Below are 22,369 nucleotides of genomic sequence, written 5' to 3'. Positions count from 1 at the left end.
TCAGTGCAGGTTGGGCTGGTTGCCCATGCCCTTTTCGTCGATCATCCGCCCCTTGGCGAAACGATCGAAGCGATAGGCCGTGGCGGTGTCATGCGGGCGGTCGGTGGCCAGCAGATGCGCATAGGCAAACCCGCTGGCAGGCGTGGCCTTGAACCCGCCATAACACCAGCCGCCGTTGAAATAGAGCCCGTCGATATGGGTGCGGTCGATGATCGGCGAGCCGTCCATGCTCATGTCCATGATGCCGCCCCACATGCGCAGCAGGCGCGCGCGCCCCAGCATCGGGAAGATCGCCATGCCGCCTTCGGCCACGTCCTCGATCACCGGCAGGTTGCCGCGTTGGGCGTAGGAATTGTAGCCGTCGATATCGCCGCCAAAGACCAGACCGCCCTTGTCGGACTGGCTGCAATAGAAATGCCCCGCGCCAAAGGTGATGACCCCGGGCAGCACCGGCTTCAGCCCTTCGGAGACGAAAGCCTGCAGAACGTGGCTTTCGATCGGCAGGCGCATCCCGGCCTTTTCCATCAACCGCGACGACGAGCCAGCGACGCAGGCCGCGACCTTTTTCGCGCCGATGAACCCGCGCGAGGTTTCGACCCCCTTGACGGTGCCGTTCTCGATCCGAAAGCCGGTGACTTCGCAATTCTGGATGATGTCGACGCCGTGCTGATCCGCCCCGCGCGCATAGCCCCAGGCCACCGCGTCGTGTCGGACGGTGCCGCCGCGATGCTGCGCCAGCCCGCCCTTGATGGGGAAACGCGCGTCGTTGACGTTCAGGAACGGGTAGCGCGCCAGGATCTGCTTTGTGCTGAGCAGTTCCGCATCGGCGCCGTTCAGAATCATCGCGTTGCCGCGCCGGGTAAAGGCGTCGCGTTGCGCGTCAGAATGGATTAGGTTGAGGATGCCGCGCTGGCTGACCATCGCGTTGTAGTTCAGCTCCTGCTCCAGCCCTTCCCACAGCTTCAGCGAGAATTCGTAGAACGGTTCATTGCCGTCGAGCAGATAGTTCGAGCGGATGATCGTGGTGTTCCGGCCAACGTTGCCGCCACCGATCCAGCCCTTTTCCAGCACGGCGATATTCGCCTGCTTGAACTGCTTGGCAAGGTAGTAGGCGGTGGCAAGCCCATGCCCGCCGCCGCCGATGATGATGTAATCATAGGCGGGTTTCGGGGTGGCATCCCGCCACGCCGGTCCCCAGCCGCGATGGCCCGTCAGGGCCTCCTTGATGACTTTCCAGCCAGAATAACGCATCTGATCCGACTCCTTTGCGCCAGTATCGCCGGATGCTGCGCCGATGGAATGTCCGCTTCGGACAGGTTCGGGCGCAAATCGGACATTGGGGCGGGTTCCGGATCGGAAATGTGTTTCTGGACAGGAGGTTTCGACAGGGCCACCATGGCCCTATCGGACATGCAAGGTGGGATCAGGCGGGCAGAACCTTGCTGCGCTGCTCGCCCAGCCCCGCGATCCCGAGGCTCACCGTCTCGCCCCCCGACAGGAAACGCGGCGGGGTCAAACCCATGCCGACGCCGGGCGGCGTCCCGGTCGAGATCACGTCGCCGGGTTGCAGGCTCATGAAGCGGCTGCAATAGCTGATCAGGTGCGGGATCTTGAAGATCAGCGTCGCTGTGGTGCCGGACTGCATCCGCTCGCCATCGACATCCAGCCACATGTCCAGCGCATCCACATCGGCGATCTCGTCGGGGGTCACCAACCACGGGCCGGTCGGCCCGAAGGTGTCGCAGCCCTTGCCCTTGTCCCACGTCCCGGCGCGGTTCAGCTGAAAGTCGCGTTCCGACACGTCGTTGATCACGCAGAAGCCCGCCACATGCGCCATGGCGTCCGCCTCATCGATATAGGCGCCGGGCTTGCCGATGACGACGCCCAGCTCCACCTCCCAATCGGTCTTGACCGAGTCGCGCGGGATCTGGATCGCGTCGTTCGGGCCGACCACGGCAGAGGTCCATTTGTTGAAGATGATCGGCTCGGCGGGGATGGGCATCCCGGCCTCGGCGGCGTGATCGGCGTAGTTCAACCCGATGCAGACGAATTTGCCGATCTGGCCGACGCAGGCCCCAAGCCGCAGATCGTCCTGAGGCGTGCCCTCGACAAGCGGCAGGCTTTCGGGGTCAAGCGCGGCGAGCCGGGCGAGGGTCTCGGGCAGCAGCGTGTCGCCTGCGATGTCCGGCACCTCGCCGGACAGGTCACGCACCTTGCCGTCCTTGTCCAGAAGACCGGGTTTCTCGGCGCCCGCAGGCCCGTAGCGGAGAAGTTTCATCTGATGTCCTTTCGAATTGCGTCTCGGGCGCGGGCTCAGGCCACCTCGGACGAGGTGCCAAGCCCGGATATCGCCTGAATCAAGCTGTCTTCGGTCACTTCATCGGAGGTGAAGGTCCGCATGATGCGGCCCGAATACATCGCCACGATGCGGTCCGAGACATGCAGCACCTCGGGCATTTCCGAGCTGATGACCATGACCGCGTAGCCCTGCGCCGCGAGCCCGCGCAGCAGCTTGTGGATTTCGGACTTCGAGCCGACGTCGATGCCGCGCGTGGGTTCGTCGACGATCAGCACCTCGGGGTGCATGGACAGCCACTTGCCGATGACGATCTTTTGCTGGTTGCCGCCCGACAGGTTGCCGACCTTCTGCTTCCAGCCCGGCGTGCGGATGTCCAGCCGGTCGCGATACTGGTCGAAGATCGCCACCTCGGCGCCCTCGGCCATGAACGGCCCGGCGGTCAGGTCGTCGACCTGCGGCAAGGTCATGTTGTCCCGGCAATTCATGCCCAAGACCAGCCCTTGCCCCTTGCGGTCCTCCGGCACCAGCGAGATGCCGCGCGCGATCGCCTCGGTGGGCGAACCGATACGCACCTCTTGCCCCGCCAGACGGATGGTGCCGGCAGAGGGCGTGCGCAAGCCGAACAGGGTTTCGGCAATCTCGGTGCGGCCCGCACCGACCAGCCCGTAGAACCCCACGACCTCGCCCCGGCGGATTTCAAAGCTGACATCCTCATAGAGCTTGCCGCAGGACAGGCCGCGCACCTCCAGCGCAACGTCGCCCAAGTCGTGATGCGAGGCGTTGCGCGTCAGGTCCAGCTTGCGGCCGATCATCATCTGGGTGACCGCCTCTTCGGTGGTCTCGGCAGTGTTGACCGTGCCCTGATATTGCCCGTCGCGCAGGATGCTGATCCGGTCGGTGATCTTGAAGATCTCTTCCATGCGGTGCGAGATATAGATGATGCCGACACCGGAGGCCTTCAGATCGGCGATCACGTCGAACAGCACCACCTTTTCCGCGTCGGTCAGCGAGGCGGTGGGTTCGTCGAAGATCACCGCCTTGGCATCCACCGTCAGGGCGCGGGCGATCTCGACCATCTGCTGGTTGGCGATGGACAGGTCGCCCACCCGCGTGGCCGCATCGAAGCCCACGTTCAGCTTGGCGAGGATTGCGTTGGTGCGCTCGCGCAGCGTCGCCCAATCGACCATACCAAAACGTTTGCGCGGCAACTCGCCCAGATAGATGTTCTCGGCCACGCTCAGTTCCTCGGCGAGGCTGAGTTCCTGATGGATGAAGACGATGCCCTTGGCCTTCGCCTCCAGCGGACCGGCCATGACGACCTGCTCATTCCCGACAAAGATCGCGCCCTCGGTCGGTTGATGGATGCCGCCCAAAACCTTCATCAGGGTGGATTTGCCCGCGCCGTTCTCGCCCATCAGGGCGTGGACCTCGCCCGGCATGACCGCAAAGGACACCCCGTCCAAAGCCCGCACACCGGGGAAGGTCTTGACGATGTCTTCGAGTCTGAGAACCGGATCGGTCATACCCTGAGCTCCTCTTTGCCTTTGACGTTGAGTTGCTTGTCGAGGAACAGCACCGCGATCAGGATCAGGCCGATCACGAGGTTCACGGTCGAGGTATCGGCCCCGATATGGCCCAACCCCTTGCGCAGAAGCTGGATGGCGATGACCCCGCCAAAGGTGCCGATCACATTGCCCGCGCCGCCGGTGATCTTGGTCCCGCCCAGCACGACGGCGGTGATGACCCACAGCTCGTACAATTGCCCGTCATTGGGGTTCACCGACCCGCTTTCCGAATAGAAGACCACCGCCGACAGCGCCGCGAGAAAGCCGATGATCGCAAAGTTGATCATCATGTGCGGACCGACGCGGATGCCCGCATTGACCGCCGCCTCGCGATTGTCACCGATGGCATAGGCGTTGCGGCCATGCACGGTGCGCGCCATCACGAACCACATGATCAGCGTCACGCCCAGCAGGAACCATGTCGCCGTGGCAAAGCCCAGGAATTCCGCTTCGGCGAAATCGACCAGTGTCCAGTTGAGGTGGCTGGTCGGGTTCTCGCCGTTGAACATGAAGACGATGCCGCGATAGCCCAGCATGGACCCGAGCGTGACGATGAAGGCATCGACGCCGGTCTTCCACACGATGAACCCGTTCAGCGCGCCCAGAGCCGTGCCCACCAGCAGCGCCAGCAACCACGCCAGCGGGATCACCCAGTCGCCCAGACCCGCAAAGATCGGCCAAGTCATGCTGTCGAGCAGGATGATGGCGGCAATCGCGAAGGTCGCGCCGACGGAAAGGTCGATATTGCCGTTGACCATGACGATGGTCATGCCCATGGCGATGATGCCGATGGGGGCGGATTGCTTGAACAGCAGCAGCATGTTCTCCCAATCCATGAAGGCCTTGTCCGACAGCGACAGGTATTCGCCCGCGATGCTGAAAAACACCAGTTCCAGTACGATGAAGCCCCAGATCGCGCCGCCCTTGAGCGCCTTGGAGAGTGTGCCTTGTTTCATGAACCGACCCTCCTCAGGCGATATGCGAGAACAGCTTGCCGCGCTTGGCTGCAATATCGAGCCAGACCGCAAGGATGATGATGACCCAGGTCACGACGAACTGGACGTAGAATTGCAGGCCGACCAGCAGCAGGCCGTTCTGGATGAAGCCGAGGATCAGCACGCCGATCACGGTCTTGAAGATCGTGCCCGAGCCGCCCAGAAGGGACGCCCCGCCAAGGATGACGGCGGCCAGAACCTCCAGCTCCAAGCCCTGTCCCACGGTGTTCTGCGAGCCCAGCGACCGGCTGGCCTGCATCATTCCGGCGGTGGCCACGCAGCCCGCCGAGATCAGGTAGCAGGTAAACACGGTGCGCGCGCGCTTGATCCCGGAAAAGGTCGCCGCGGTGCCGTTGCCGCCCACCGCATAGACCTTGCGCCCGAAGGGGGTGCGCGCCAAGGCGATGCCCAGCAGCGCCGCCAACCCGACAAAGATCAGGATCGGCACCGGGATGCCAAGCGCCGAGCCTTGGCCGAAGACGGAAAACCACGTGCCTTCCTTGTCGGCGATGTCCATGTTCTGGCCGCCGGAATAGGTCAGCGTCAGGCCGTGGATGGCCGACAACATGCCCAGCGTCACGATCAGGGAATTCAGCCTGAGATAGCCGACGAGGAACCCGATGAAGGCGCCAAGGCACAGCGTCATGGCAAACATCGCCGGGATCGCCAGCAGCGGTCCGATCTTGTCGTGCAGGTCCAGCACCACGATGGTCGAGAACGACATCATCGACCCCACGCTGAGGTCGAGATTGCCGCTGATCACCACAAAGGTCACCCCCAGCGCCATGACGCCAAGGATGGCCGAGGACCGAACGACGCTGAACACGTTGTCGATGCTGATGAATTTCGGATTGGCGATGGTGAAGACGATCATGAACAGCGCAAAGGCGATCAGGATACCCTGTTTCGCCAAGATGCTGCCGATCTGTCGTCGGTCAAGTGTTGCCATGATCCCCTCCCTTGAATCGCGCAGGCCTGTATATGTGTCGTGCCGGACGTCCCGCCGGTCAGACCAGCGTCATGCCGCCGTCGATCATGACGATCTGGCCGGTCATGTAGTCGCTGTCCTTCGAGGCCAGAAACGTCGTCGTTCCGGTGATGTCCGGCGGATTGGCGACGCGGCCCTTGAGGATGGAGGATGAGAACTCCTCCATCGCCTGTCCGGGGCGCTCGGCGGCGCCGATCTCCATCAGGTCTTGGTCGACCTGCTCCCACATTTCCGTCCGGACCACGCCGGGTGCAAATCCCGTGACCGTGATACCATGTTTGGCCAGATCCCGCGCGCCCGATTGCGTCAGCGAGACGACGGCGAATTTCGATGCGCAATAGGGCGCGACATTGTCGAAGCCCTGTCGGCTGGCGATCGAGGCGGTGTTGACGATCTTGCCGGTCATGCCGTCGGGGCCGGGGCCCTGCGCGATCATCTGACGCGCCGCTTCCTGCATGCCGATCATGCAGCCCAAGCCGTTGACCCCCATGATGAAATTCCAGTTGGCCTCGTCCACATCCATGAAGTTCATGGGCTTGTTGACGCCGGCATTGTTGAACTTGACGTCGAGGCGGCCAAAGGTGTCGACCGTGTGCGCGATCATCGCGCGGACCTGCGCGCGGTTCGTCACGTCGACCTGCGCCGAGGTCACCCGATCGCCGTGCTGCGCGCGGTTTGCCTCGGCCACGTGGGCGGCGCCCTCACCGTCGATATCGGCAAAGCAGACCTTGGCCCCTTCGTCCAGCAGCGCCTCGCCGATGGCGCGCCCGATGCCCCGCGCGGCCCCTGTGACAAGGCAAACGCGATCCGTCACACGTCCCATGGTGTGCATCCTCGTGTCGTATTTGTTGAAGGCTATACACAATGCGGGGGCACACAGGCCCCCGCACCGCAGGAGGAGCGATCAGAACACCGGCTTGGTGAACTCGTCCATGTTGTCCTGCGTGATCTTCGGCGTGTCGAAGTAGTTCAGGAAGGGCACGTCCTCGCCACCCAGAACGTCGATGGCGGTCTGCAGCGCAGCCTTGGCGTCATCGACCGGCGACTGGTAGATCGACCCCCAGTAATCGCCTGCGGCCATCGCCTCGTAGCCAACCGCAAAGTTGGTGGCGCCGACGAAGATGATGCCCTCGCGGCCCGCGGCCTTGGCGGCGTTGAGTGCGCCCACGCCCATGTTGTCGTCCCCGGCATAGACACCGTCGATGTCGTCATACTTGACCAGGAAGGCTTCCATGACCTGCTGCGACTTCTCGCGGTTCCAGTCGCCGGGCTGGGTGTCGACGACGGTCACGTTCGGGCAGACCTCGGGCAGGCGATCCTCGAAGCCCTTGGCGCGCTCGATGGCGGTGGTGTAGCCCGGCTGGCCGGTGATGTGGACGACCTGCGCCTCGTCTTCGATGCCCATGTCCTTGAACTTGTCGCACATGATCTCGGCCGAGCGCGCGCCCTGCGTGATGTTGTCGGGCCCCGAGAAGGACTTCACGAAATCAAAGCCTTGCTCGGCGATGTTGGAGTTGGTGACGATCACCGGGATACCGGCCTGGTGCGCCTTGCGGACGGCGGGGATGACTGCTTCGCCATTGGTCGGCCAGATGATGATGGCGTCGACTTCCTGCTGGATGAGGTCTTCCATCTGGGCGATCTGGCGGGCCACGTCGCCGCCTGCGTCCAGCACGACGGTCTCGACCATGTCGTTGGCTTCGGCTGCCTCGATGAAGGCCTTTTCGTAGGTGGTCTGATAGCTGTCGACACCCACGTTGTTCTGGGTGATGCCGATCTTCATGGTGCCGCCATGGCTTTCGGCATAGGCAGCCCCGGCAAGGGTGGCGGCTGCGGTGGTCACTGCCAGGATAGTCCTGATCTTCATGGTATTCCTCCCTAGAATTGATACGGGCGACGGTCCCTCTTCGGGCGGCCCGGGGCCTCCTCCGGACGCCCAACCATCATCCGGCGCTACCGAACGATCGACTCGGAGATTGCCCGCTTTCCCCCTCCTCTAAATCCGCGAAAATGTTCGGTTTGGATAAGTTTATATCCAAAATGGACGCTTTCGCGATACGTTATGGCGATCACATTGGACATCTTGCGAGGAGGTCAGGGATGGCGCAACGCGATTCATCCAGATTGGATGCGACAAAGGCGTCGCAGGTTAAGCCCGACAGAAAAAGGTCCGCTTTCGCGATGAACGACATGGGAGGACATACCCGACGCAGTCCGGCAGCGCCATCGGCGCAGCCCGAGGCCGTCGAGATGCTGACCTTCCTAGAGGCGTTCAGCAATGAGGTGGATGGCGCGCTCGACATCTTTGCGCCGAACGCCCACCTGCGCATGGCGATCCACCTGCTTCAGGGTCATTTCGACGGCAGGACAGTCACCGCGACCTCGTTGATCAGCGCCAGTTGCGTGCCTTATGCCACGGCCAACCGTCGCCTGCGCGAAATGATCGATGTGGGTTTGATCGAACAGCGTCCTCGCACCGCCACTGGCAAGAGCTTTTCCCTGCATCCCAGCGACACCATGCTGGAAACCTGGATGCAGATGTCCGGCCGCCTACGGCGCCTTGGCGAGCGGGCCTTTGGCGGCGTCGCGCGCAACCGCGATGCCAAGGATTACTATTTCGGCGGCAGCTATACCTCGGCGCAATCCATTCCGCCGCTGCGCGTGCTGGGCGAGCCGCTCAAGCTGTCGGGCGGATTGCGGGTTCTGGTGCATGGCGATCCGACCTTCATGGTCATGGACAACCTCAAGCGCCAGTTCGAGCAAAGCATCGGCACCGATATCAGCCAGCGCGCCTTTTCCATCGACCGCCTGCGCGAAGAGGCGTTGCGCAACGCCGCGCGCGAAACCAGCCGCTATGACATCATCGCCGTCGACCTGCCTTGGATCGGCGAGTTCGCCAGCCGCAACGTGCTGACGCCTTTGGACGACGTGATGGATCTGGAACGGCTGGACCCGGCGGATTTTCACACCGCCGGTTGGCAAGGGGCGCATTGGGGGGGAAGGGCCTATGGGGTGCCCGCGCAGACCACGCCCGAATTGCTGTTCTACCGCCATGACATCTTTGCCGAAGCCGGGCTCGAGCCGCCGACCAGCACTGACGCCCTGCTGCATGCCGCCCGCGCCCTGCACGACCCCAAGCGCGGCAAGTACGGCATCGCGTGGAACGCGGCGCGGGGCACGGCCCTTGGCCACACGGTGCTGATGACCTTTGCCGATTTCGGGCAGCCGATCCTCGACCTGCCCGAAGCCGCCGGAGGCTTTCGCACCGAGCAGCTCGCCCAAGGCGGCTATCGCGCGATGATCGACACCGAGGCCGGGTTGCACGTGGCGGAATTCCTGCTTGAACTGCTGAAATATTCGCCGCCGGACATCCTGTCGATGTCTTGGTACGAGCGGGTCCGCCCCTATGCGTCGGGCAAGGTCGCGATGGCCTACGGCTATACGCTGCTCGCGCCGTATTTCGAACTGGACGAGACCTCGCCCGCCAGTGGCCAGACCACCTATCTGCCGCACCCGCCCGCGCCGGGGGCGCAGCCCGTCGCCCCGGTGGGCGGCTACGTGATGGGCATCCCCGCCAATCTCGCGCCCGAACGGGTGCCTGCCGCCGTCGAGGCCTTGCGTGTCTTCACATCGCCCGAGGCGCAGAAGCTGTTCGTGCAGAACGGCAGCCGCACCAATCCGCGCTACTCCGTGGGCTCGGACCCCGAGGTGCGCCGCACCTCGACGATCTTCGAGGCAGTGGACGGCATGTCTTGGCGCGACGAATTGCAATTCTGGCCGCGTCCGCCGGTGCCCGAGATCGGCGGCATCTTTCAGATCTGCGGCGAGGAATTCCACGACATGCTCCGCGGGCTGCAAACCCCGCGCGAGACGCTGCGCCGGGCTCAGGCGCGCGCAGACGAGCTCATAAGAGCAAACGGGACAGCGTGACAAAAGGGAGGAAACACCATGGACCCCAACCGCCTCAAGGGTAAGAACATTCTCATCACCGGCGCGGCCCGCGGCATGGGCCAAGCCAATGCCGAGGCCTTTGCCGCCCACGGCGCGAACGTCTGCCTTGGCGATCTGGACGAGGCCGAGGCGCAAAAAGTCGCGGAGGCCATCAACGCCAAGGGCAATGGCCGCGCCGTCGCCGTCCGGATGGACGTGACCAGCCGCGCCGACAACGCCGCCGCCGTCGCCGCCACGGTCGATGCGTTCGGCTCGATCAACGTTGCGCTGTTCAATGCGGGCCTGAACAAGCCCCGGTTCTTCATGGATATCGATGAGGACAACTGGGACATGATCATGAACGTCAACACAAAGGCGATGTGGCTGGGCATGCAGGAAGCCGCCCGCCAGATGATCGCCCAAGGGCCGATGGAGGGTCACCCCTACAAGCTGATCAATGTCGGCTCGATCGCGTCCAAGAAACCGCTGGTCGACGTGACGGTCTATTGCACCTCGAAATACGGCTGTCTGGCGTTGACGGAATGCGGCGCGCTGGGTCTGGCCGAGCATAACATCACCGTCAATGGCTATGCGCCGGGCGTGGTGGTCACCCCGCTGTGGGAGCAGCTCGACAAGGACCTCGTCGAGATAGGCTTCAAGGAGCGCGAGGGGCAGGCCTATGACGACATCGTCGCCAACAATCTGGTGATCAAGCGCGTCTCCTATCCCGAGGACATCACCGGCACGGCGTCGTTCCTCGCCAGCGATGACAGCGACTACATGACCGGTCAGATGATCTCGATCGACGGTGGCTGGGTCACCAAGTAAGCCCCTGACTTTCCATAAATCTCAACACGTTAAACGGGCCGCCCCGCGCGCCCGAAGGAGCCCCCCATGTCCCGCGCCCTGATGCCGAACCTGCTCACCCCGAAGGATCTGGAACCCAATTGGGAATGGCGTGACCGCCTTCCTGCCTGGGGCCATACCTCGGTGGATTTCGAACGCCGCATCGACCACGACCGCCTGCGCCGCTACCGCCTTGCGCGCACCCGGCAGGCCTTGCAGAACTCGCCTGCGGGCACGCTGCTGTTGTTCGATGTGAACAATATCCGCTACGTCTCGGCGACCAAGATCGGCGAATGGGAGCGGGACAAGATGTGCCGCTTCTGCCTGCTGACCGGCGATGACAGCCCCTACGTCTGGGATTTCGGCAGCGCCGCCGAGCACCACAAGCGCTATTCCGACTGGCTGGAACCCGATCATTGTCTGGCGGGCGTCGTCGGCATGCGCGGCACTATCCCGCCGGAATTCGGCCTGATGAAGAAATACGCCAAGCAGATCGCCGGGCTGATCCGCGACGCGGGCATGGCCAACATGCCGGTCGGTGTCGACTATGCCGAAACCGCCATGTTCCACGCGCTGCAGGAAGAGGGCCTGAACGTGATCGACGGCCAGCAGATCATGCTCGCCGCGCGCGAGATCAAGAACTGGGACGAAATCCAGCTGCTGACGCAGGCGGCCAGCATGGTCGATGGCGTCTACCACATGATCTACGAGGAACTGAAACCCGGCGTGCGTGAAAGCGACATCGTCGCCCTGTCCAACAAGATGCTCTACGAGATGGGCTCGGACGATGTCGAGGCGATCAACGCCATTTCCGGTGAACGCTGCAACCCGCACCCGCACAACTTCACCGACAGGCTGATCCGCCCCGGCGATCAGGCGTTCTTCGATATTCTCCAGTCTTATCAGGGCTATCGGACCTGCTACTACCGCACCTTCAATGTCGGGCGGGCAACGCCCGCGCAGAACGATGCCTATGTGAAGGCGCGCGAATGGATCGACGCCTCGATCGCAATGATCAAACCGGGTGTGACCACCGACAAGGTCGCCGAGGTCTGGCCCACCGCCGAAAGCCTTGGCTTCCCGAACGAAGACGCGGCCTTCGGCCTGCAATTCGGCCACGGGCTGGGGCTGGCGCTGCATGAACGGCCGATCATCAGCCGGGCGATCAGCCTTGACCACCCGATGGAGATCCAGACCGGTATGGTCTTTGCGCTGGAAACCTACTGCCCCGCCGCCGACGGATACAGCGCCGCGCGGATCGAGGAAGAGGTCGTCGTGACGGAAACCGGCTGCGAGGTCATCAGCCTCTTCCCGGCCGAGGACCTGCCGATCGCGAACCGGTACTGAGCGATGCGCAATCCGTTTGACCTGAGCGGCCGCAAGGCCTTGGTCACCGGCGGGGCAACCGGCATTGGCGAGGGCATTGCCCTTGCCCTTGCCGCCGCCGGGGCCGATGTGGCGTTGACCTATCGCAGTCACGCGCCCGAAGACACCATCGCCAAGATCGACGCCATGGGACGCAAGGGGGCCGCGGTGCGCGCGGATTTCCTTGGCATGGACGAGGCCGCCGCCGGCGAGGTGATCGACTTTGCCGCCGACGCGCTCGGCGGGCTGGACATCCTCGTCAACAATGCGGGGATCATCCACCGCGAGGACAGCACCGACATGCCGCTCGACGACTGGCGGCGCGTGATGTCGGTCAATCTCGATTCCGTCTGGCTGCTGTCTCAGGCGGCAGGCAAGCGCATGGTGGGGCAAGGCAAGGGCAAGATCGTCATCGTCTCGTCCGTGCTGGGATCGCAGGGCGGCCTGCGGGTGCCCGCCTATGCGTCGAGCAAACATGCGGTGCTGGGGTTGACCAAGGCACTGTGCAACGAATGGGCGCCGCATGGCGTCAACGTCAACGCCATCGCGCCCGGCTATACCGCGACGGACAACACGCAGGCGCTGCGCGACGATCCCGAGCGGTCCCGCGCGCTGCTGGAGCGCATCCCGGCGGGCCGCTTTGCCGAGCCGTCGGAAATCGCAGGGGCCGCCGTCTTTCTTGCCTCGGACGCCGCCGCTTATTGCCATGGCAGTTGCGTGACCGTCGATGGCGGCTGGCTTGCACGCTGAAAGGACCAACATGGATATGCTGAACGGAAAGACCGCCCTCGTCACCGCCGCTGCGAACGGCATCGGGCGCGCCTCGGCGCAGGCACTGGCGGCACGCGGGGCGCAGGTGATCGCCACCGATATCGACGGCGACGGCGTGGCCTCGCTGGCCCAAGGCAATGACCGCATCACCGCGAGCCAGCTGGACGTGCTCGACCCCGAGGCGGTGGCCCTGCTGATCGAGGCGCAGCCGCGCATCGACATCCTCGTGAACTGCGCCGGTTGGGTGCATGACGGGACGATCCTCGATTGCAACGACGCGGCGTGGGACCGGTCTTTCGACCTCAACGCCAAGGCCATGTTCCGCCTGATCAAGGCAGTGCTGCCGTCGATGCTGGATCATGGCACTGGCTCGATCGTCAATATCGCTTCGATCGTCAGCAGCGAGAAGGGCGCGCCGCGCCGCTTTGCCTATGGCGCGTCCAAGGCGGCGATCATCGGCATGACCAAATCCATCGCCGCCGATTTCGTGCAGAAGGGTGTCCGCTGCAACGCGATCTGCCCCGGCACGGTGCAAAGCCCCTCGCTGGAGGACCGCCTGCGCGCCACCGGCGATTTCGACGCGGCGCTGGCGGCCTTCAAGGCGCGCCAGCCGATGGGTCGCCTCGGCACCCCCGAGGAGATCGCCGAGATGGTCTGTTACCTCGCCTCGGACATGGCCGGGTTCACCACGGGGCAGGCCTTTGCCGTCGATGGGGGGTGGTCGATCTGATGCCTCGCTCGCTCGCCCGCGCCGCCTGCATCGACGACCTGCGCGACATGGCGCGGCGGCGCATTCCGCGCTTTGCCTTCGACCTTGTCGATGGCGGCGCGGAATCCGAGCGCAACATGCGCCGCAATGTCGAAGCCTTCGAAGAGGTCGAGCTGACCCCGCGCTACATGGTCGATGTCTCGCAGATCGACACGCGGGTGACGCTGTTCGGGCGGGACTATGCCTTGCCTTTCGGCATGGCACCCATCGGGATGCTGAACGCGTTCTGGCCGGGGGCGGACCTGACGCTGGCCCGTCTGTGCAAGCGCGAGAACATCCCCTACGTGGCCTCGTCCGCCGCCTCGACGACGCTTGAAAAGCTGGCCGAGGCTGCTGATGGCAACGGCATGTTCCAGCTTTACGTCTCGGGCGATGACGCCGTGACCGAAGGCCTGATCGCCCGCGCCGAAGCCGCCGGGTACGAGACGATGATCGTCACCGCCGACGTGCCCGCCGCAGGCAAGCGCGACCGCGACATCCGCAACCAATTGGCCGTGCCGTTCCGGTTCACGCCCGAGGTCATCGCGCAATGCGCGCTGCATCCGCGTTGGGCCCTGACAAGCTTGCAGCACGGTACGCCGAACGTGGCCAACTATGCCGACCTGCTGAAAAGCGCGACCTCCTATGCCGATGTGCAAAAGACCCTGATCACCGCCGGGTTTTCATGGGACAGCCTCGAAAAGCTGCGTGCCCGCTGGAAGGGCAAGCTGGTGGTCAAGGGCATCCTGCATCCCGACGACGCGCGACGCTGCGCCCGGATCGGGTGCGATGGGATCGTCGTGTCCAACCATGGGGGGCGACAGGTGGCCTTTGGTCCGCCCACCGCCGAAGCGCTTCCGGCAATTGCAAAAGCGGTGGCTGGAGAGATGACCGTCATCGTCGACAGCGGCATAAGGCGCGGTGCGGACCTGCTGCGGGCCAAGGCGCTCGGGGCGGATTTCTGCCTTGCCGGACGGGCGCTGGCCTTTGGTGTCGGCGCCGGTGGCGCGGCGGGGGCGGATCGGGCCATGGAGATACTGAAGCTCGAACTTGTGCGCGCGCTCGGCCAACTCGGCGTGCCACAGGTTGGTCATGTCGGTCGAGAGCATCTCGCCCAGCAACCAACAGACCCCCTCGGTGCCCTCCCCAGCGAGGCGGTGAACCCGCCATCGGGCGCATAGCCGATCCATTCGCCGCCCGTGTCGAGCGCCTGTCTGAACAGGCGATCGGCATTCCGGATGTCGCCGTCGGTCCGTGTCGCAACGCCAAGGATGACGCCCTTGCCCAAACGCTCAATGTCGCTCTGCCGCCAGTCCCAGAGCCATGACCCCGAACAGCAGGCTCGATATCCGTACGCGTATTGTTGGGTTGAAAGCCTGAGTTGCTTTCAACCCTCTGAGAACAATATACTTTCGGCATGTTTTCGCCGTCCCCGGGCCCGGGCGCGCAACCTGCTAAACGGCCAGTCCCGTCACCCGCCCGTCATGGATGGCCGCCGCCGCCAGTCGGGGGGCGGCGGCGTCGCCGATGGGGCGGACATCGATGCCGCGTTCTCGAAGCGCCTCCAGCAGCGTGGTGTCGCAGCGGTTGCCGGTGGCCAGAACCAGCGAGTCCGCGGCGAGGTGGCTTTCCTCGCGGGTCAGCAGCGACACGATGCGCGCGCCTTGGGCCGACCATTGCCGCAGCGCGCTTTCGGTGACGAAGCCGACCCCAAGCCGCGCCAGAACCTGACGGGCGTTGAAGTCAGTCGCGCTGCGGACCAGTTCGCGCGCGATCATCGGGTCGGGCGTGACGATCGTGACCTCGTGTCCGGCTTCGGCCAGATGCCACGCGGTGCCGATGCCCTTCCAGTGGCCGCCCTCGTCGAGAACGATCACGCGCGGCCCCAGCCGGGCGGCGCGGCCCATGACGTCTTCGGTCGACCAGACGGAGCCGGTCTCGATGCCGGGCAGTTCCGGCACCTGCGGCAGGGCCTTCTGGAACCCGGTCCCCGACGGCAGGGAGCCGGTGGCGAGGATCACCACGTCGGCACCCTGCGCTGCGATGTCATCGGCGTCCATGTAGCTGTTGTAGCGGAAATCGACCCGCAGCCCGGTGAGCTGGCGCTCATACCACGCGATCAGGTCGGTGATCTGGGCGCGGCGCGGTTGCAAACCGGCGAGGCGAAACTGTCCGCCCAGTTCCGGCCCCGCCTCGGCCAGCGTCACCCGGTGACCGCGTTCAGCCGCGACGCGCGCGGCCTCCAGCCCGGCGGGGCCACCGCCGACGACCAGCACGGATTTCGGAGCGGGGGAGGGGGTGAAGGTGTCTCCGCCCCACGCATGTTCATGTCCGACCGACGGGTTGATCAGGCAGGAGATGTAGTAGTCGCGGCTGCGGCGCCCCCAGCATTGCTGGTTGCAGGACAGGCATCCGCGAATGTCGTCGCTGCGCCCTCCGGCGGCCTTGTTCACCAGATGCGGGTCGGCGATCTGGCCACGCACGATCGAGACAAGATCGGCCTGACCTGCGCCTAGCAGCGCGTTGGCATTGTCGGGCGTGCGGATGCCCGCCTCGGCGGTGACGCGGGCGCGCAGGCCCGCCTGTTTCAGACGTTCTGCCAGATCGGCGCCAAGGTTCTCTGGGTATTGGAAGCTGGGGATGATCTTCTGGAAATCGACATAGCTGCCCGCGCCGACGGTGACGTAATCCATGAGCTCTTCGGCATCGTGGAGAGACACGATTTCCACCATCTCGTCACGGTCGGGAAAGACGCCGGTGGTCGGGTCATCCGATACCGCCAGCCCGATGATGAAATCCTCGCCGCAGGCGGCCCGGGTCCGGCGCAGCACCTCGCGTGAAATGCGGGTGCGGTTCTCAAGGCTTCCGCCCCATTGATCCTTGCGCTGGTTCGAAAACGGGGTCCAGAACTGGTCCAGCATAGAATGATAGGCGGCCCAGACCTCGACCCCGTCAAAGCCCGCCTTTTGGCAACGGATCGCGGCCTGAACGAAGGCGTCGATGGTTTCCTCGATCTCGGCCTCGGACATGGCGCGGCTGCCATCGTTGTCGTGATAGCTGGGCCCGCCCGAGGGCGACCAGTTGGCGTTCCACGAATTGTCCCAGTCGCCATGCGCGCCGACATGGTAGAGCTGCTGGATCATCACCGTACCCTCAGCCTGACAGGCCTGCGTGATACGCTTGAAGGGGGCGATGACGTCATCCGTGCCGGGGCGGAAATTGCCGCGTGTCAGCACGGCGGCGGGATGGACGGGCATGGGTTCGACCACGATCATCGCCGCGCCGCCCCGTGCGCGTTCCAGATAATAGCCCAGATGCTGATCGCCGGGCAGGCCATCCTTGGCCATGTTCGTGGTGTGCGCGCCAAAGACGACCCGGTTGCGCAATGTCCTGTGCCGCAGGGCAAGCGGTTGAAAAACATGTCTGAAGGTCATCCGTCATCCCTTGCTTGCGCCGCCATGCCCGATGGAGACCCGCAGCGGCGTGATCTGGCCGGGCGAGGGAAGCGCATCGGGGCGACCGGTCTGCCTTGGCACAGGATAGGGGTACTATTTAAAAACTGTTCAGGTGTGTCAATTGAAAGTTCACGGGTGTTTATTTCTCTTGAGGGGCGGCAGTTTGGGGGCTAGCCTGCATCCCATGACCCCGCGCTACATCCCGTATGAGACCACGATCGACCGCCTGAACTGGCCCGATGCGGTCGAAGCCCTGAGGCAGGGCCACCGCCTGCCACGGGCGCAGGTGGGGGATGTGTATCTGGGCGAAAGTGACGGCAACCTGCTGAGCCGTGGCGCGTGGATCAAGGGGTTGGGTTTCGGCGTGAAATCCCTGACCGTTTTCGAGGACAATCCCCGGCAGGGGCTACCGACGATCCAAGGGGCGATGCTGGTCTTCGACGCGCGCAATGGCGGGCTGGAGGCGATCATCGAGGGCCGCCTCGTCACCGAGATCAAGACCGCCGCCGATTCCGTCCTTGGGGCACAGTACCTCGCGCGGCCCGACAGCCGCCATCTGCTGATCGTCGGCGGCGGCACGGTCGCGCGCAGCCTGATCAAGGCCTACTGCGCCGTTTTCCCGCAGCTCGCGCGCATCTCGATCTGGACGCGGCGTGCCGAACAGGCGCAGGCACTGGCCAAGGCATTTGCGGGGCCGGTCGCGGTCGAGGCGGTCACCGATCTGGCTAAGGTCGCCGGGCAGGCGGATATCATCAGCACCGCGACGCTGGCCCGTGCGCCGATACTGCACGGCGACTGGATCAGGCCGGGCACCCATGTCGATCTGATCGGTGCCTACACCCCCGAGATGCGCGAGGCGGATGACGTCCTCATGTCGCGCGCGGCGGTCCATGTCGACAGCCGCGAGACGACGGTCCATCATATCGGGGAACTGATGACGCCCATCGCAAACGGAGCCATGACCGAGGCGGATGTGCTTGGCGATCTCTACGACCTTGCGGCACGGGACCTGCCCGCGCGGCGCTCGGATGCCGAGATCACGGTGTTCAAGAACGGCGGTGGCGCGCATCTCGACCTGATGATCGCGCGGTATATCGCGGGGCGCCTCTCGAACACCTGAGCGTCAGGCCGGGCCGGTCAGCGGCGCCATGACGGACCGCTGACCGAAATGTCAGTTCAGGCGCTGGCCATTGTCCGGCGCGAAATAGCTGACCTTGTTCAGATCGAAGGCCAGTTTTTGCCTTTGCCCCGGCTGCGCCTCGGTTTCCGAATGCAGCCGCGCGGTGACCTGCTTGCCGCCCAGATGGGTCAGAACGAAGGTATCGGCCCCGGCCGGTTCGACCATGTCGACAAGGCACTCTGCCTCTTGGGCGGATTGCGCGGCGCGAAAGCCCGGCTCGGCGATGTCCTCCGGACGGATGCCAAGGATCACGTCCGGGGGTAGGTTGGACGTATGGGGATCGCGCAGGATGATCGGCGCGCCACCCTTGTTGTCGATCTCGATCTCGGTGCCCGCGCCAGCGGTGCGGGTCCGCGCCGGGATCAGGTTCATCGCCGGATTGCCCATGAAATCCGCCACGAACAGGTTGGCGGGCCGCTTGTAGATTTCCGCCGGTGTGCCAATCTGCTGGATCACGCCGCCTTTCATCACCACGATCTTGGTCGCAAGGGTCATCGCTTCGATCTGGTCATGGGTGACATAGACCATCGACGCGCCGAGGCGCTGGTGCAGTTCTTTGATCTCGGTGCGCATCTCGACACGCAGCTTGGCGTCGAGGTTGGACAGAGGTTCGTCGAACAGGAATAGCTTGGGGTCGCGCACCAGTGCCCGGCCCATGGCGACACGCTGGCGTTGACCGCCCGACAACTGCCCCGGCTTGCGGTTCAGCAGCGCCTCGATCTGAAGCTGTCTGGCCACCTGTTCCAGCTTGGCAGTCTGGGTCTTCTGGTCGATGCCGCGCACCTTCATCCCGAAGGTGATGTTCTTGGCCACCGACATGGTCGGGTACAGGGCATAGCTTTGGAACACCATCGCGATGTCGCGATCCTTGGGCGAGACCGATGTCATGTCGTGCCCGCCGATATGGATCGCGCCGCCAGAGATCGGTTCCAGCCCGGCGATGCAGTTGAGCAGCGTGGACTTGCCGCAGCCCGAGGGCCCGACCAGCACAAGGAAATCGCCCGGCTCGATCGAGACGTTGATATCCTTGAGGATCTCGGTGGTGCCGTAGTTCTTGTAGAGGTTCTGGATGTCCAGGATGGGAGCCATGGGATCAGCCTTTCACGGATCCGGCGGTCAGACCGCGGATGAAGTATTTGCCGGCGACGACATAGACGAGAAGGGTGGGCAACGCGGCGATGATCGCGGCGGCCATATCGACATTGTATTCCTTCACGCCGGTGGTGGAGTTGACGATGTTGTTCAGCGCCACGGTGATCGGCTGGGTGCCTGCCTGACTGAACGAGACGCCGAACAGGAAGTCGTTCCAGATCTGGGTGAATTGCCAGATGACCGTGACGACGATGATCGGCAGCGACAGGGGCAGGAAGATCGACCAGAAGATCCGCAGGAACCCCGCGCCATCCACCTTGGCGGCCTTGGTCAGTTCGGCCGGGATGGTGACGTAGTAGTTGCGGAAGAACAGCGTGGTGAAGCCCAGCCCGTAGACCACGTGGACGAAGATCAGGCCGGGGATCGTCCCCGCGATGCCCATCAGGCCCAGCACCCGCGCCATCGGCAGCAGCACGACCTGAAACGGGATGAAGCAGCCGAACAGCATCAGGGCAAAGATGATGTTCGCGCCCCTGAACCGCCATTGCGCCACGACATAGCCGTTCAGCGCGCCCAGCAGGGTCGAGATCAGCACGCCGGGCACGGCGATCAGCACCGAGTTCCAGAAGAACGGGCGCACGCCGTCGCACTGGATGCCGGTGCAGGCCCCGGACCACGCGGTCTTCCACGCGTCAAAGGTGATCTCGCGGGGCAGGGCCACGAGGCTTCCGGTGCGGATTTCCTCTAGGCTCTTGAGCGAGGTCGTGACCATCACGAAGAGCGGCATCAGGTAGTAGACGGCGAACAGGCACAGGATGACATACAGCAGCCAGCGCAGCACGATCTGGCCGGTGCGCGACTGGGTGCGGGCGGCGGAATGGGTGACGTCAGTCATTTTTCGCCCTCAATTCAGAGTAGAGATATGGCACGACGATGGTGAACACGACGGCCATCATGATCATTGCGCTGGCCGCGGCCTGACCGATGTCGCCGCGCGAAAACGCCATGGCGTACATGTATGTGGCGGGCAGGTCGGTGGCGAAGCCGGGGCCGCCGCCCGTCAGCGCGATGACGAGGTCAAAGGCCTTGATCGCCAGATGCGCCAGCACGATGAAGGCCGACAGGAAGATCGGCGCCATCGACGGGATGATGATCGCGGTATAGATGCGCCATGTGGGGATGCCGTCGACCTGCGCGGCGCGGATGATCTCGGTATCCACGGACCGCAGACCGGCGAGGAACAACGCCATCACGAAACCCGAGCTTTGCCAGATCGCGGCCAGCACGATGGTGTAGATCGCGTAATCGGGGTTCACCAGCCAGTCGAAGGTGAAGCTCTCAAACCCCCAGCCGCGGACCGTGGCCTCGATCCCCAGTCCGGGGTTCAGGATCCATTTCCACGCGGTCCCGGTGACGATCATCGACAGCGCCATCGGGTAAAGGTAGATGGTGCGGATCGCGCCTTCGGTGCGGATGTTCTGATCCAGCAGGATGGCCAGCACCAGCCCCAGCAGCATCGAAATGCCGATGAACAGGAAGCCGAACAGGAACAGGTTGTTCATCGCCACGTCCCAACGCGGCGAGGCGAACAGCTTGTCATACTGGATGAAGCCTTCGATCTCGTATTTCGGCAGCAGGCGCGAGCGGGTCAGGGAGACCCAGCCGGTCCATGCGATGAAGCCGTAGACGAAGATCAGGATGGCGATGAAGGATGGAGCGAGCACCACCTTGGGCAGGTGCTCTTCGAGCCACTTGGACATCTGTCCCCCCAATTCTTGTAAAGTCCCCCCGCGCCATGGGCGGCGCGAGGGGTTGTGCGGTCAGATGTGGATTAGAGGCTGTTGGCCACGGCGGCGGCCAGCGCCTGCACCGCATCCTCGGACGACATGTCCGAGTTGAAATGCTGGGTCACAACGTCGGTGATCGCCCCGGACTGCGCGCCGCGCAGCGCCATGCCATGGGCATAGGAGGGCAGCAACGAGCCATTGTCGGCAGAGGCGGTCATGTCTTCGGAGGACAGCTTGGCACACATGTCGAACTCTTCCAGCGACACGTCGGTGCGCACGGGGATCGAGCCCTTGTTCAGGTTGAACACCTTCTGGAAGGACGGGCCAACGATCAGCTCGGCCAGCAATTCCTGACCGGCCTTGGCGTCGTCGCCGGACACGTCGAACATGGCAAAGCTGTCGACGTTATACAAAAAGCCGTCGCCCGGCACAGAGGCGCAGAGGAAATCCTCACCCGGTGTCTTGCCCGCGGCGAGGAATTCGCCCTTGGCCCAGTCGCCCATGATCTGGAAGGCGGCTTCGCCGTTCATCACCATCGCGGTGGCGAGGTTCCAGTCGCGGCCCGGGAAGTTCGGGTCGACATAGCCGCGCAGCGTGCGCATCTGGTCGAACACCTGCACCATTTCCGGCGAGGTCAGGGTTGCCTCGTCGAGATCGACAAACGCCTTCTTGAAGCCGTCCGCGCCGAGGATGCCAAGCGCCACGGCCTCGAACACGGTGGCGTCCTGCCACGCCTGACCGCCATGGGCCAGCGGGATGATACCGGCGGCCTGAAGCTTTTCGGCGGCGGCGTTGAATTCTTCCCAAGTGGTCGGCATCTCGATGTCGTTGGCGGCGAGAACCTCGGCATTGGCCCAGATCCAGTCGACGCGGTGGACGTTGACCGGTGCGGCGCACCACGTGCCTTCGCACTTCATGTGACCGGCGATCGAGGCGGGCAGCACATCGGCCCAGCCCTGTGCCTCGGCGACGTCCGAGATATCGGCCAGAACGCCCTCTTCGTACCATTCCTGAATGGCGGGGCCCTTCAGCTGAACGGCGGTCGGCGCGTTGCCGGACAGCACGCGGGCGCGCAGCGCGGTCATCGCCGCATCACCGCCGCCCCCGGCGACGGGCATGTCGGTCCAGACACCGCCCTTGTCCGCGAATTCCTGCTGGAGCACGGCAACCGATTTGGCCTCGCCGCCCGACGTCCACCAGTGCAGCACTTCGGCCTTGGGTTCGGCCAGCGCCGCGCCTGCGATGAGGGCAAGGGTGGATGCTGTAAGAACAGTCGCTTTCATTTTGGTTCCTCCCGTTGAAAGTCGTACATGTGGCGGCGAAAGTGCCGCGATTGGCGGTGCCATTG

19 protein-coding genes are annotated in these 22,369 nt (G+C 64.2%); 7 read left to right on the top strand and 12 right to left on the bottom strand.

Annotated elements, in window-relative coordinates; genetic code table 11:
* From D8Z78_RS20420 to D8Z78_RS20390, 7 genes are all read right to left on the bottom strand, one after another.
* Complete coding sequence (locus D8Z78_RS20420) at positions 1-1,251, bottom strand: sarcosine oxidase subunit beta family protein (RefSeq protein WP_121633300.1); 1,251 nt, start codon at positions 1,249-1,251, stop codon at positions 1-3.
* 172 nt (positions 1,252-1,423) lie between these two features.
* Complete coding sequence (locus D8Z78_RS20415; RefSeq protein ID WP_121633303.1) at positions 1,424-2,278, bottom strand: fumarylacetoacetate hydrolase family protein; 855 nt, start codon at positions 2,276-2,278, stop codon at positions 1,424-1,426.
* Between the two features lie 35 nt (positions 2,279-2,313).
* The gene (locus D8Z78_RS20410) at positions 2,314-3,822 is read right to left on the bottom strand and encodes a sugar ABC transporter ATP-binding protein (RefSeq protein ID WP_121633305.1); all 1,509 of its coding nucleotides are present in this window, start codon (positions 3,820-3,822) and stop codon (positions 2,314-2,316) included.
* Positions 3,819-4,820, bottom strand: a complete 1,002-nt coding sequence (locus D8Z78_RS20405; RefSeq protein WP_121633307.1) for an ABC transporter permease — start codon at positions 4,818-4,820, stop codon at positions 3,819-3,821. The genes D8Z78_RS20410 and D8Z78_RS20405 overlap by 4 nt, the downstream gene beginning before the upstream one ends.
* Before the next feature lie 13 nt (positions 4,821-4,833).
* On the bottom strand, positions 4,834-5,808 hold the full coding sequence (locus tag D8Z78_RS20400) for an ABC transporter permease (protein ID WP_121633309.1): 975 nt from the start codon (positions 5,806-5,808) through the stop codon (positions 4,834-4,836).
* Between the two features lie 58 nt (positions 5,809-5,866).
* Positions 5,867-6,670: an SDR family NAD(P)-dependent oxidoreductase gene (locus D8Z78_RS20395; protein ID WP_121633311.1), complete on the bottom strand. Its 804-nt coding sequence runs from the start codon at positions 6,668-6,670 to the stop codon at positions 5,867-5,869.
* 81 nt (positions 6,671-6,751) lie between these two features.
* The gene (locus D8Z78_RS20390) at positions 6,752-7,714 is read right to left on the bottom strand and encodes a sugar ABC transporter substrate-binding protein (protein ID WP_121633314.1); all 963 of its coding nucleotides are present in this window, start codon (positions 7,712-7,714) and stop codon (positions 6,752-6,754) included.
* 314 nt (positions 7,715-8,028) lie between these two features.
* Here D8Z78_RS20390 and D8Z78_RS20385 point away from each other — a divergent pair, with 314 nt between their 5' ends.
* From D8Z78_RS20385 to D8Z78_RS20360, 6 genes are all read left to right on the top strand, one after another.
* A complete protein-coding gene (locus D8Z78_RS20385) occupies positions 8,029-9,777 on the top strand; it encodes an ABC transporter substrate-binding protein (protein ID WP_420824330.1) in 1,749 nt (582 codons plus the stop codon).
* Positions 9,778-9,795: 18 nt separating this feature from the next.
* Positions 9,796-10,605: an SDR family NAD(P)-dependent oxidoreductase gene (locus tag D8Z78_RS20380; RefSeq protein WP_121633318.1), complete on the top strand. Its 810-nt coding sequence runs from the start codon at positions 9,796-9,798 to the stop codon at positions 10,603-10,605.
* A gap of 66 nt (positions 10,606-10,671) precedes the next feature.
* Entirely contained in the window at positions 10,672-11,970 is a 1,299-nt protein-coding gene (locus D8Z78_RS20375; protein WP_121633320.1) for a M24 family metallopeptidase, read from the top strand.
* A 3-nt stretch (positions 11,971-11,973) separates the two neighbouring features.
* Positions 11,974-12,738, top strand: a complete 765-nt coding sequence (locus D8Z78_RS20370; RefSeq protein ID WP_121633322.1) for a glucose 1-dehydrogenase — start codon at positions 11,974-11,976, stop codon at positions 12,736-12,738.
* Between the two features lie 10 nt (positions 12,739-12,748).
* The gene (locus D8Z78_RS20365) at positions 12,749-13,489 is read left to right on the top strand and encodes an SDR family oxidoreductase (protein ID WP_121633324.1); all 741 of its coding nucleotides are present in this window, start codon (positions 12,749-12,751) and stop codon (positions 13,487-13,489) included.
* Positions 13,489-14,688: an alpha-hydroxy acid oxidase gene (locus tag D8Z78_RS20360; protein ID WP_240672199.1), complete on the top strand. Its 1,200-nt coding sequence runs from the start codon at positions 13,489-13,491 to the stop codon at positions 14,686-14,688. Before D8Z78_RS20365 ends, D8Z78_RS20360 begins: the two co-directional genes overlap by 1 nt.
* Before the next feature lie 273 nt (positions 14,689-14,961).
* Here the strand turns inward: D8Z78_RS20360 and D8Z78_RS20355 are convergent, their stop codons facing one another.
* Positions 14,962-16,941 (bottom strand): oxidoreductase, encoded by a 1,980-nt coding sequence (locus D8Z78_RS20355; protein WP_121633328.1) that lies wholly within the window; start codon positions 16,939-16,941, stop codon positions 14,962-14,964.
* A 205-nt stretch (positions 16,942-17,146) separates the two neighbouring features.
* On the opposite strand from D8Z78_RS20355, the gene D8Z78_RS20350 reads away from it, so the two are divergent.
* Positions 17,147-18,082 carry an ornithine cyclodeaminase family protein gene (locus D8Z78_RS20350; RefSeq protein WP_121633330.1) on the top strand — a complete coding sequence of 312 codons (936 nt, stop codon included), beginning with the start codon at positions 17,147-17,149 and terminating at the stop codon, positions 18,080-18,082.
* Positions 18,083-18,133: 51 nt separating this feature from the next.
* Here D8Z78_RS20350 and D8Z78_RS20345 read toward each other — a convergent pair whose 3' ends face one another.
* The 4 genes from D8Z78_RS20345 to D8Z78_RS20330 all read right to left on the bottom strand — a co-directional run bounded on the left by D8Z78_RS20345 (position 18,134) and on the right by D8Z78_RS20330 (position 22,304).
* Positions 18,134-19,231: an ABC transporter ATP-binding protein gene (locus D8Z78_RS20345; RefSeq protein WP_121633332.1), complete on the bottom strand. Its 1,098-nt coding sequence runs from the start codon at positions 19,229-19,231 to the stop codon at positions 18,134-18,136.
* A gap of 4 nt (positions 19,232-19,235) precedes the next feature.
* Positions 19,236-20,129 carry a carbohydrate ABC transporter permease gene (locus D8Z78_RS20340; RefSeq protein WP_121633334.1) on the bottom strand — a complete coding sequence of 298 codons (894 nt, stop codon included), beginning with the start codon at positions 20,127-20,129 and terminating at the stop codon, positions 19,236-19,238.
* Positions 20,122-20,994: a carbohydrate ABC transporter permease gene (locus D8Z78_RS20335; protein WP_121633336.1), complete on the bottom strand. Its 873-nt coding sequence runs from the start codon at positions 20,992-20,994 to the stop codon at positions 20,122-20,124. Before D8Z78_RS20335 ends, D8Z78_RS20340 begins: the two co-directional genes overlap by 8 nt.
* A gap of 71 nt (positions 20,995-21,065) precedes the next feature.
* Positions 21,066-22,304: an ABC transporter substrate-binding protein gene (locus tag D8Z78_RS20330; RefSeq protein ID WP_121633338.1), complete on the bottom strand. Its 1,239-nt coding sequence runs from the start codon at positions 22,302-22,304 to the stop codon at positions 21,066-21,068.
* Positions 22,305-22,369: the final 65 nt, after the last annotated feature.

It is taken from the genome of Tropicibacter alexandrii, assembly GCF_003667315.2.
Taxonomy (GTDB): Bacteria; Pseudomonadota; Alphaproteobacteria; order Rhodobacterales; family Rhodobacteraceae; genus Tropicibacter; species Tropicibacter alexandrii.
The sequence above is the reverse complement of the archived record's forward strand: the minus strand, read 5'-3'. Positions and strand labels throughout refer to the sequence as shown.

What these genes read in the sequence shown, in the direction of transcription:
- D8Z78_RS20345 (WP_121633332.1), bottom strand. Translation starts at nt 19,231, where the DNA reads ATGGCTCCCATCCTGGACATCCAGAACCTCTACAAGAACTACGGCACC.
- D8Z78_RS20390 (WP_121633314.1), bottom strand. Translation starts at nt 7,714, where the DNA reads ATGAAGATCAGGACTATCCTGGCAGTGACCACCGCAGCCGCCACCCTT.
- D8Z78_RS20375 (WP_121633320.1), top strand. Translation starts at nt 10,672, where the DNA reads ATGTCCCGCGCCCTGATGCCGAACCTGCTCACCCCGAAGGATCTGGAA.
- D8Z78_RS20340 (WP_121633334.1), bottom strand. Translation starts at nt 20,129, where the DNA reads ATGACTGACGTCACCCATTCCGCCGCCCGCACCCAGTCGCGCACCGGC.
- D8Z78_RS20405 (WP_121633307.1), bottom strand. Translation starts at nt 4,820, where the DNA reads ATGAAACAAGGCACACTCTCCAAGGCGCTCAAGGGCGGCGCGATCTGG.
- D8Z78_RS20365 (WP_121633324.1), top strand. Translation starts at nt 12,749, where the DNA reads ATGGATATGCTGAACGGAAAGACCGCCCTCGTCACCGCCGCTGCGAAC.
- D8Z78_RS20330 (WP_121633338.1), bottom strand. Translation starts at nt 22,304, where the DNA reads ATGAAAGCGACTGTTCTTACAGCATCCACCCTTGCCCTCATCGCAGGC.
- D8Z78_RS20335 (WP_121633336.1), bottom strand. Translation starts at nt 20,994, where the DNA reads ATGTCCAAGTGGCTCGAAGAGCACCTGCCCAAGGTGGTGCTCGCTCCA.
- D8Z78_RS20350 (WP_121633330.1), top strand. Translation starts at nt 17,147, where the DNA reads ATGACCCCGCGCTACATCCCGTATGAGACCACGATCGACCGCCTGAAC.
- D8Z78_RS20420 (WP_121633300.1), bottom strand. Translation starts at nt 1,251, where the DNA reads ATGCGTTATTCTGGCTGGAAAGTCATCAAGGAGGCCCTGACGGGCCAT.
- D8Z78_RS20395 (WP_121633311.1), bottom strand. Translation starts at nt 6,670, where the DNA reads ATGGGACGTGTGACGGATCGCGTTTGCCTTGTCACAGGGGCCGCGCGG.
- D8Z78_RS20380 (WP_121633318.1), top strand. Translation starts at nt 9,796, where the DNA reads ATGGACCCCAACCGCCTCAAGGGTAAGAACATTCTCATCACCGGCGCG.
- D8Z78_RS20385 (WP_420824330.1), top strand. Translation starts at nt 8,029, where the DNA reads ATGAACGACATGGGAGGACATACCCGACGCAGTCCGGCAGCGCCATCG.
- D8Z78_RS20355 (WP_121633328.1), bottom strand. Translation starts at nt 16,941, where the DNA reads ATGACCTTCAGACATGTTTTTCAACCGCTTGCCCTGCGGCACAGGACA.
- D8Z78_RS20415 (WP_121633303.1), bottom strand. Translation starts at nt 2,278, where the DNA reads ATGAAACTTCTCCGCTACGGGCCTGCGGGCGCCGAGAAACCCGGTCTT.
- D8Z78_RS20400 (WP_121633309.1), bottom strand. Translation starts at nt 5,808, where the DNA reads ATGGCAACACTTGACCGACGACAGATCGGCAGCATCTTGGCGAAACAG.
- D8Z78_RS20360 (WP_240672199.1), top strand. Translation starts at nt 13,489, where the DNA reads ATGCCTCGCTCGCTCGCCCGCGCCGCCTGCATCGACGACCTGCGCGAC.
- D8Z78_RS20410 (WP_121633305.1), bottom strand. Translation starts at nt 3,822, where the DNA reads ATGACCGATCCGGTTCTCAGACTCGAAGACATCGTCAAGACCTTCCCC.
- D8Z78_RS20370 (WP_121633322.1), top strand. Translation starts at nt 11,974, where the DNA reads ATGCGCAATCCGTTTGACCTGAGCGGCCGCAAGGCCTTGGTCACCGGC.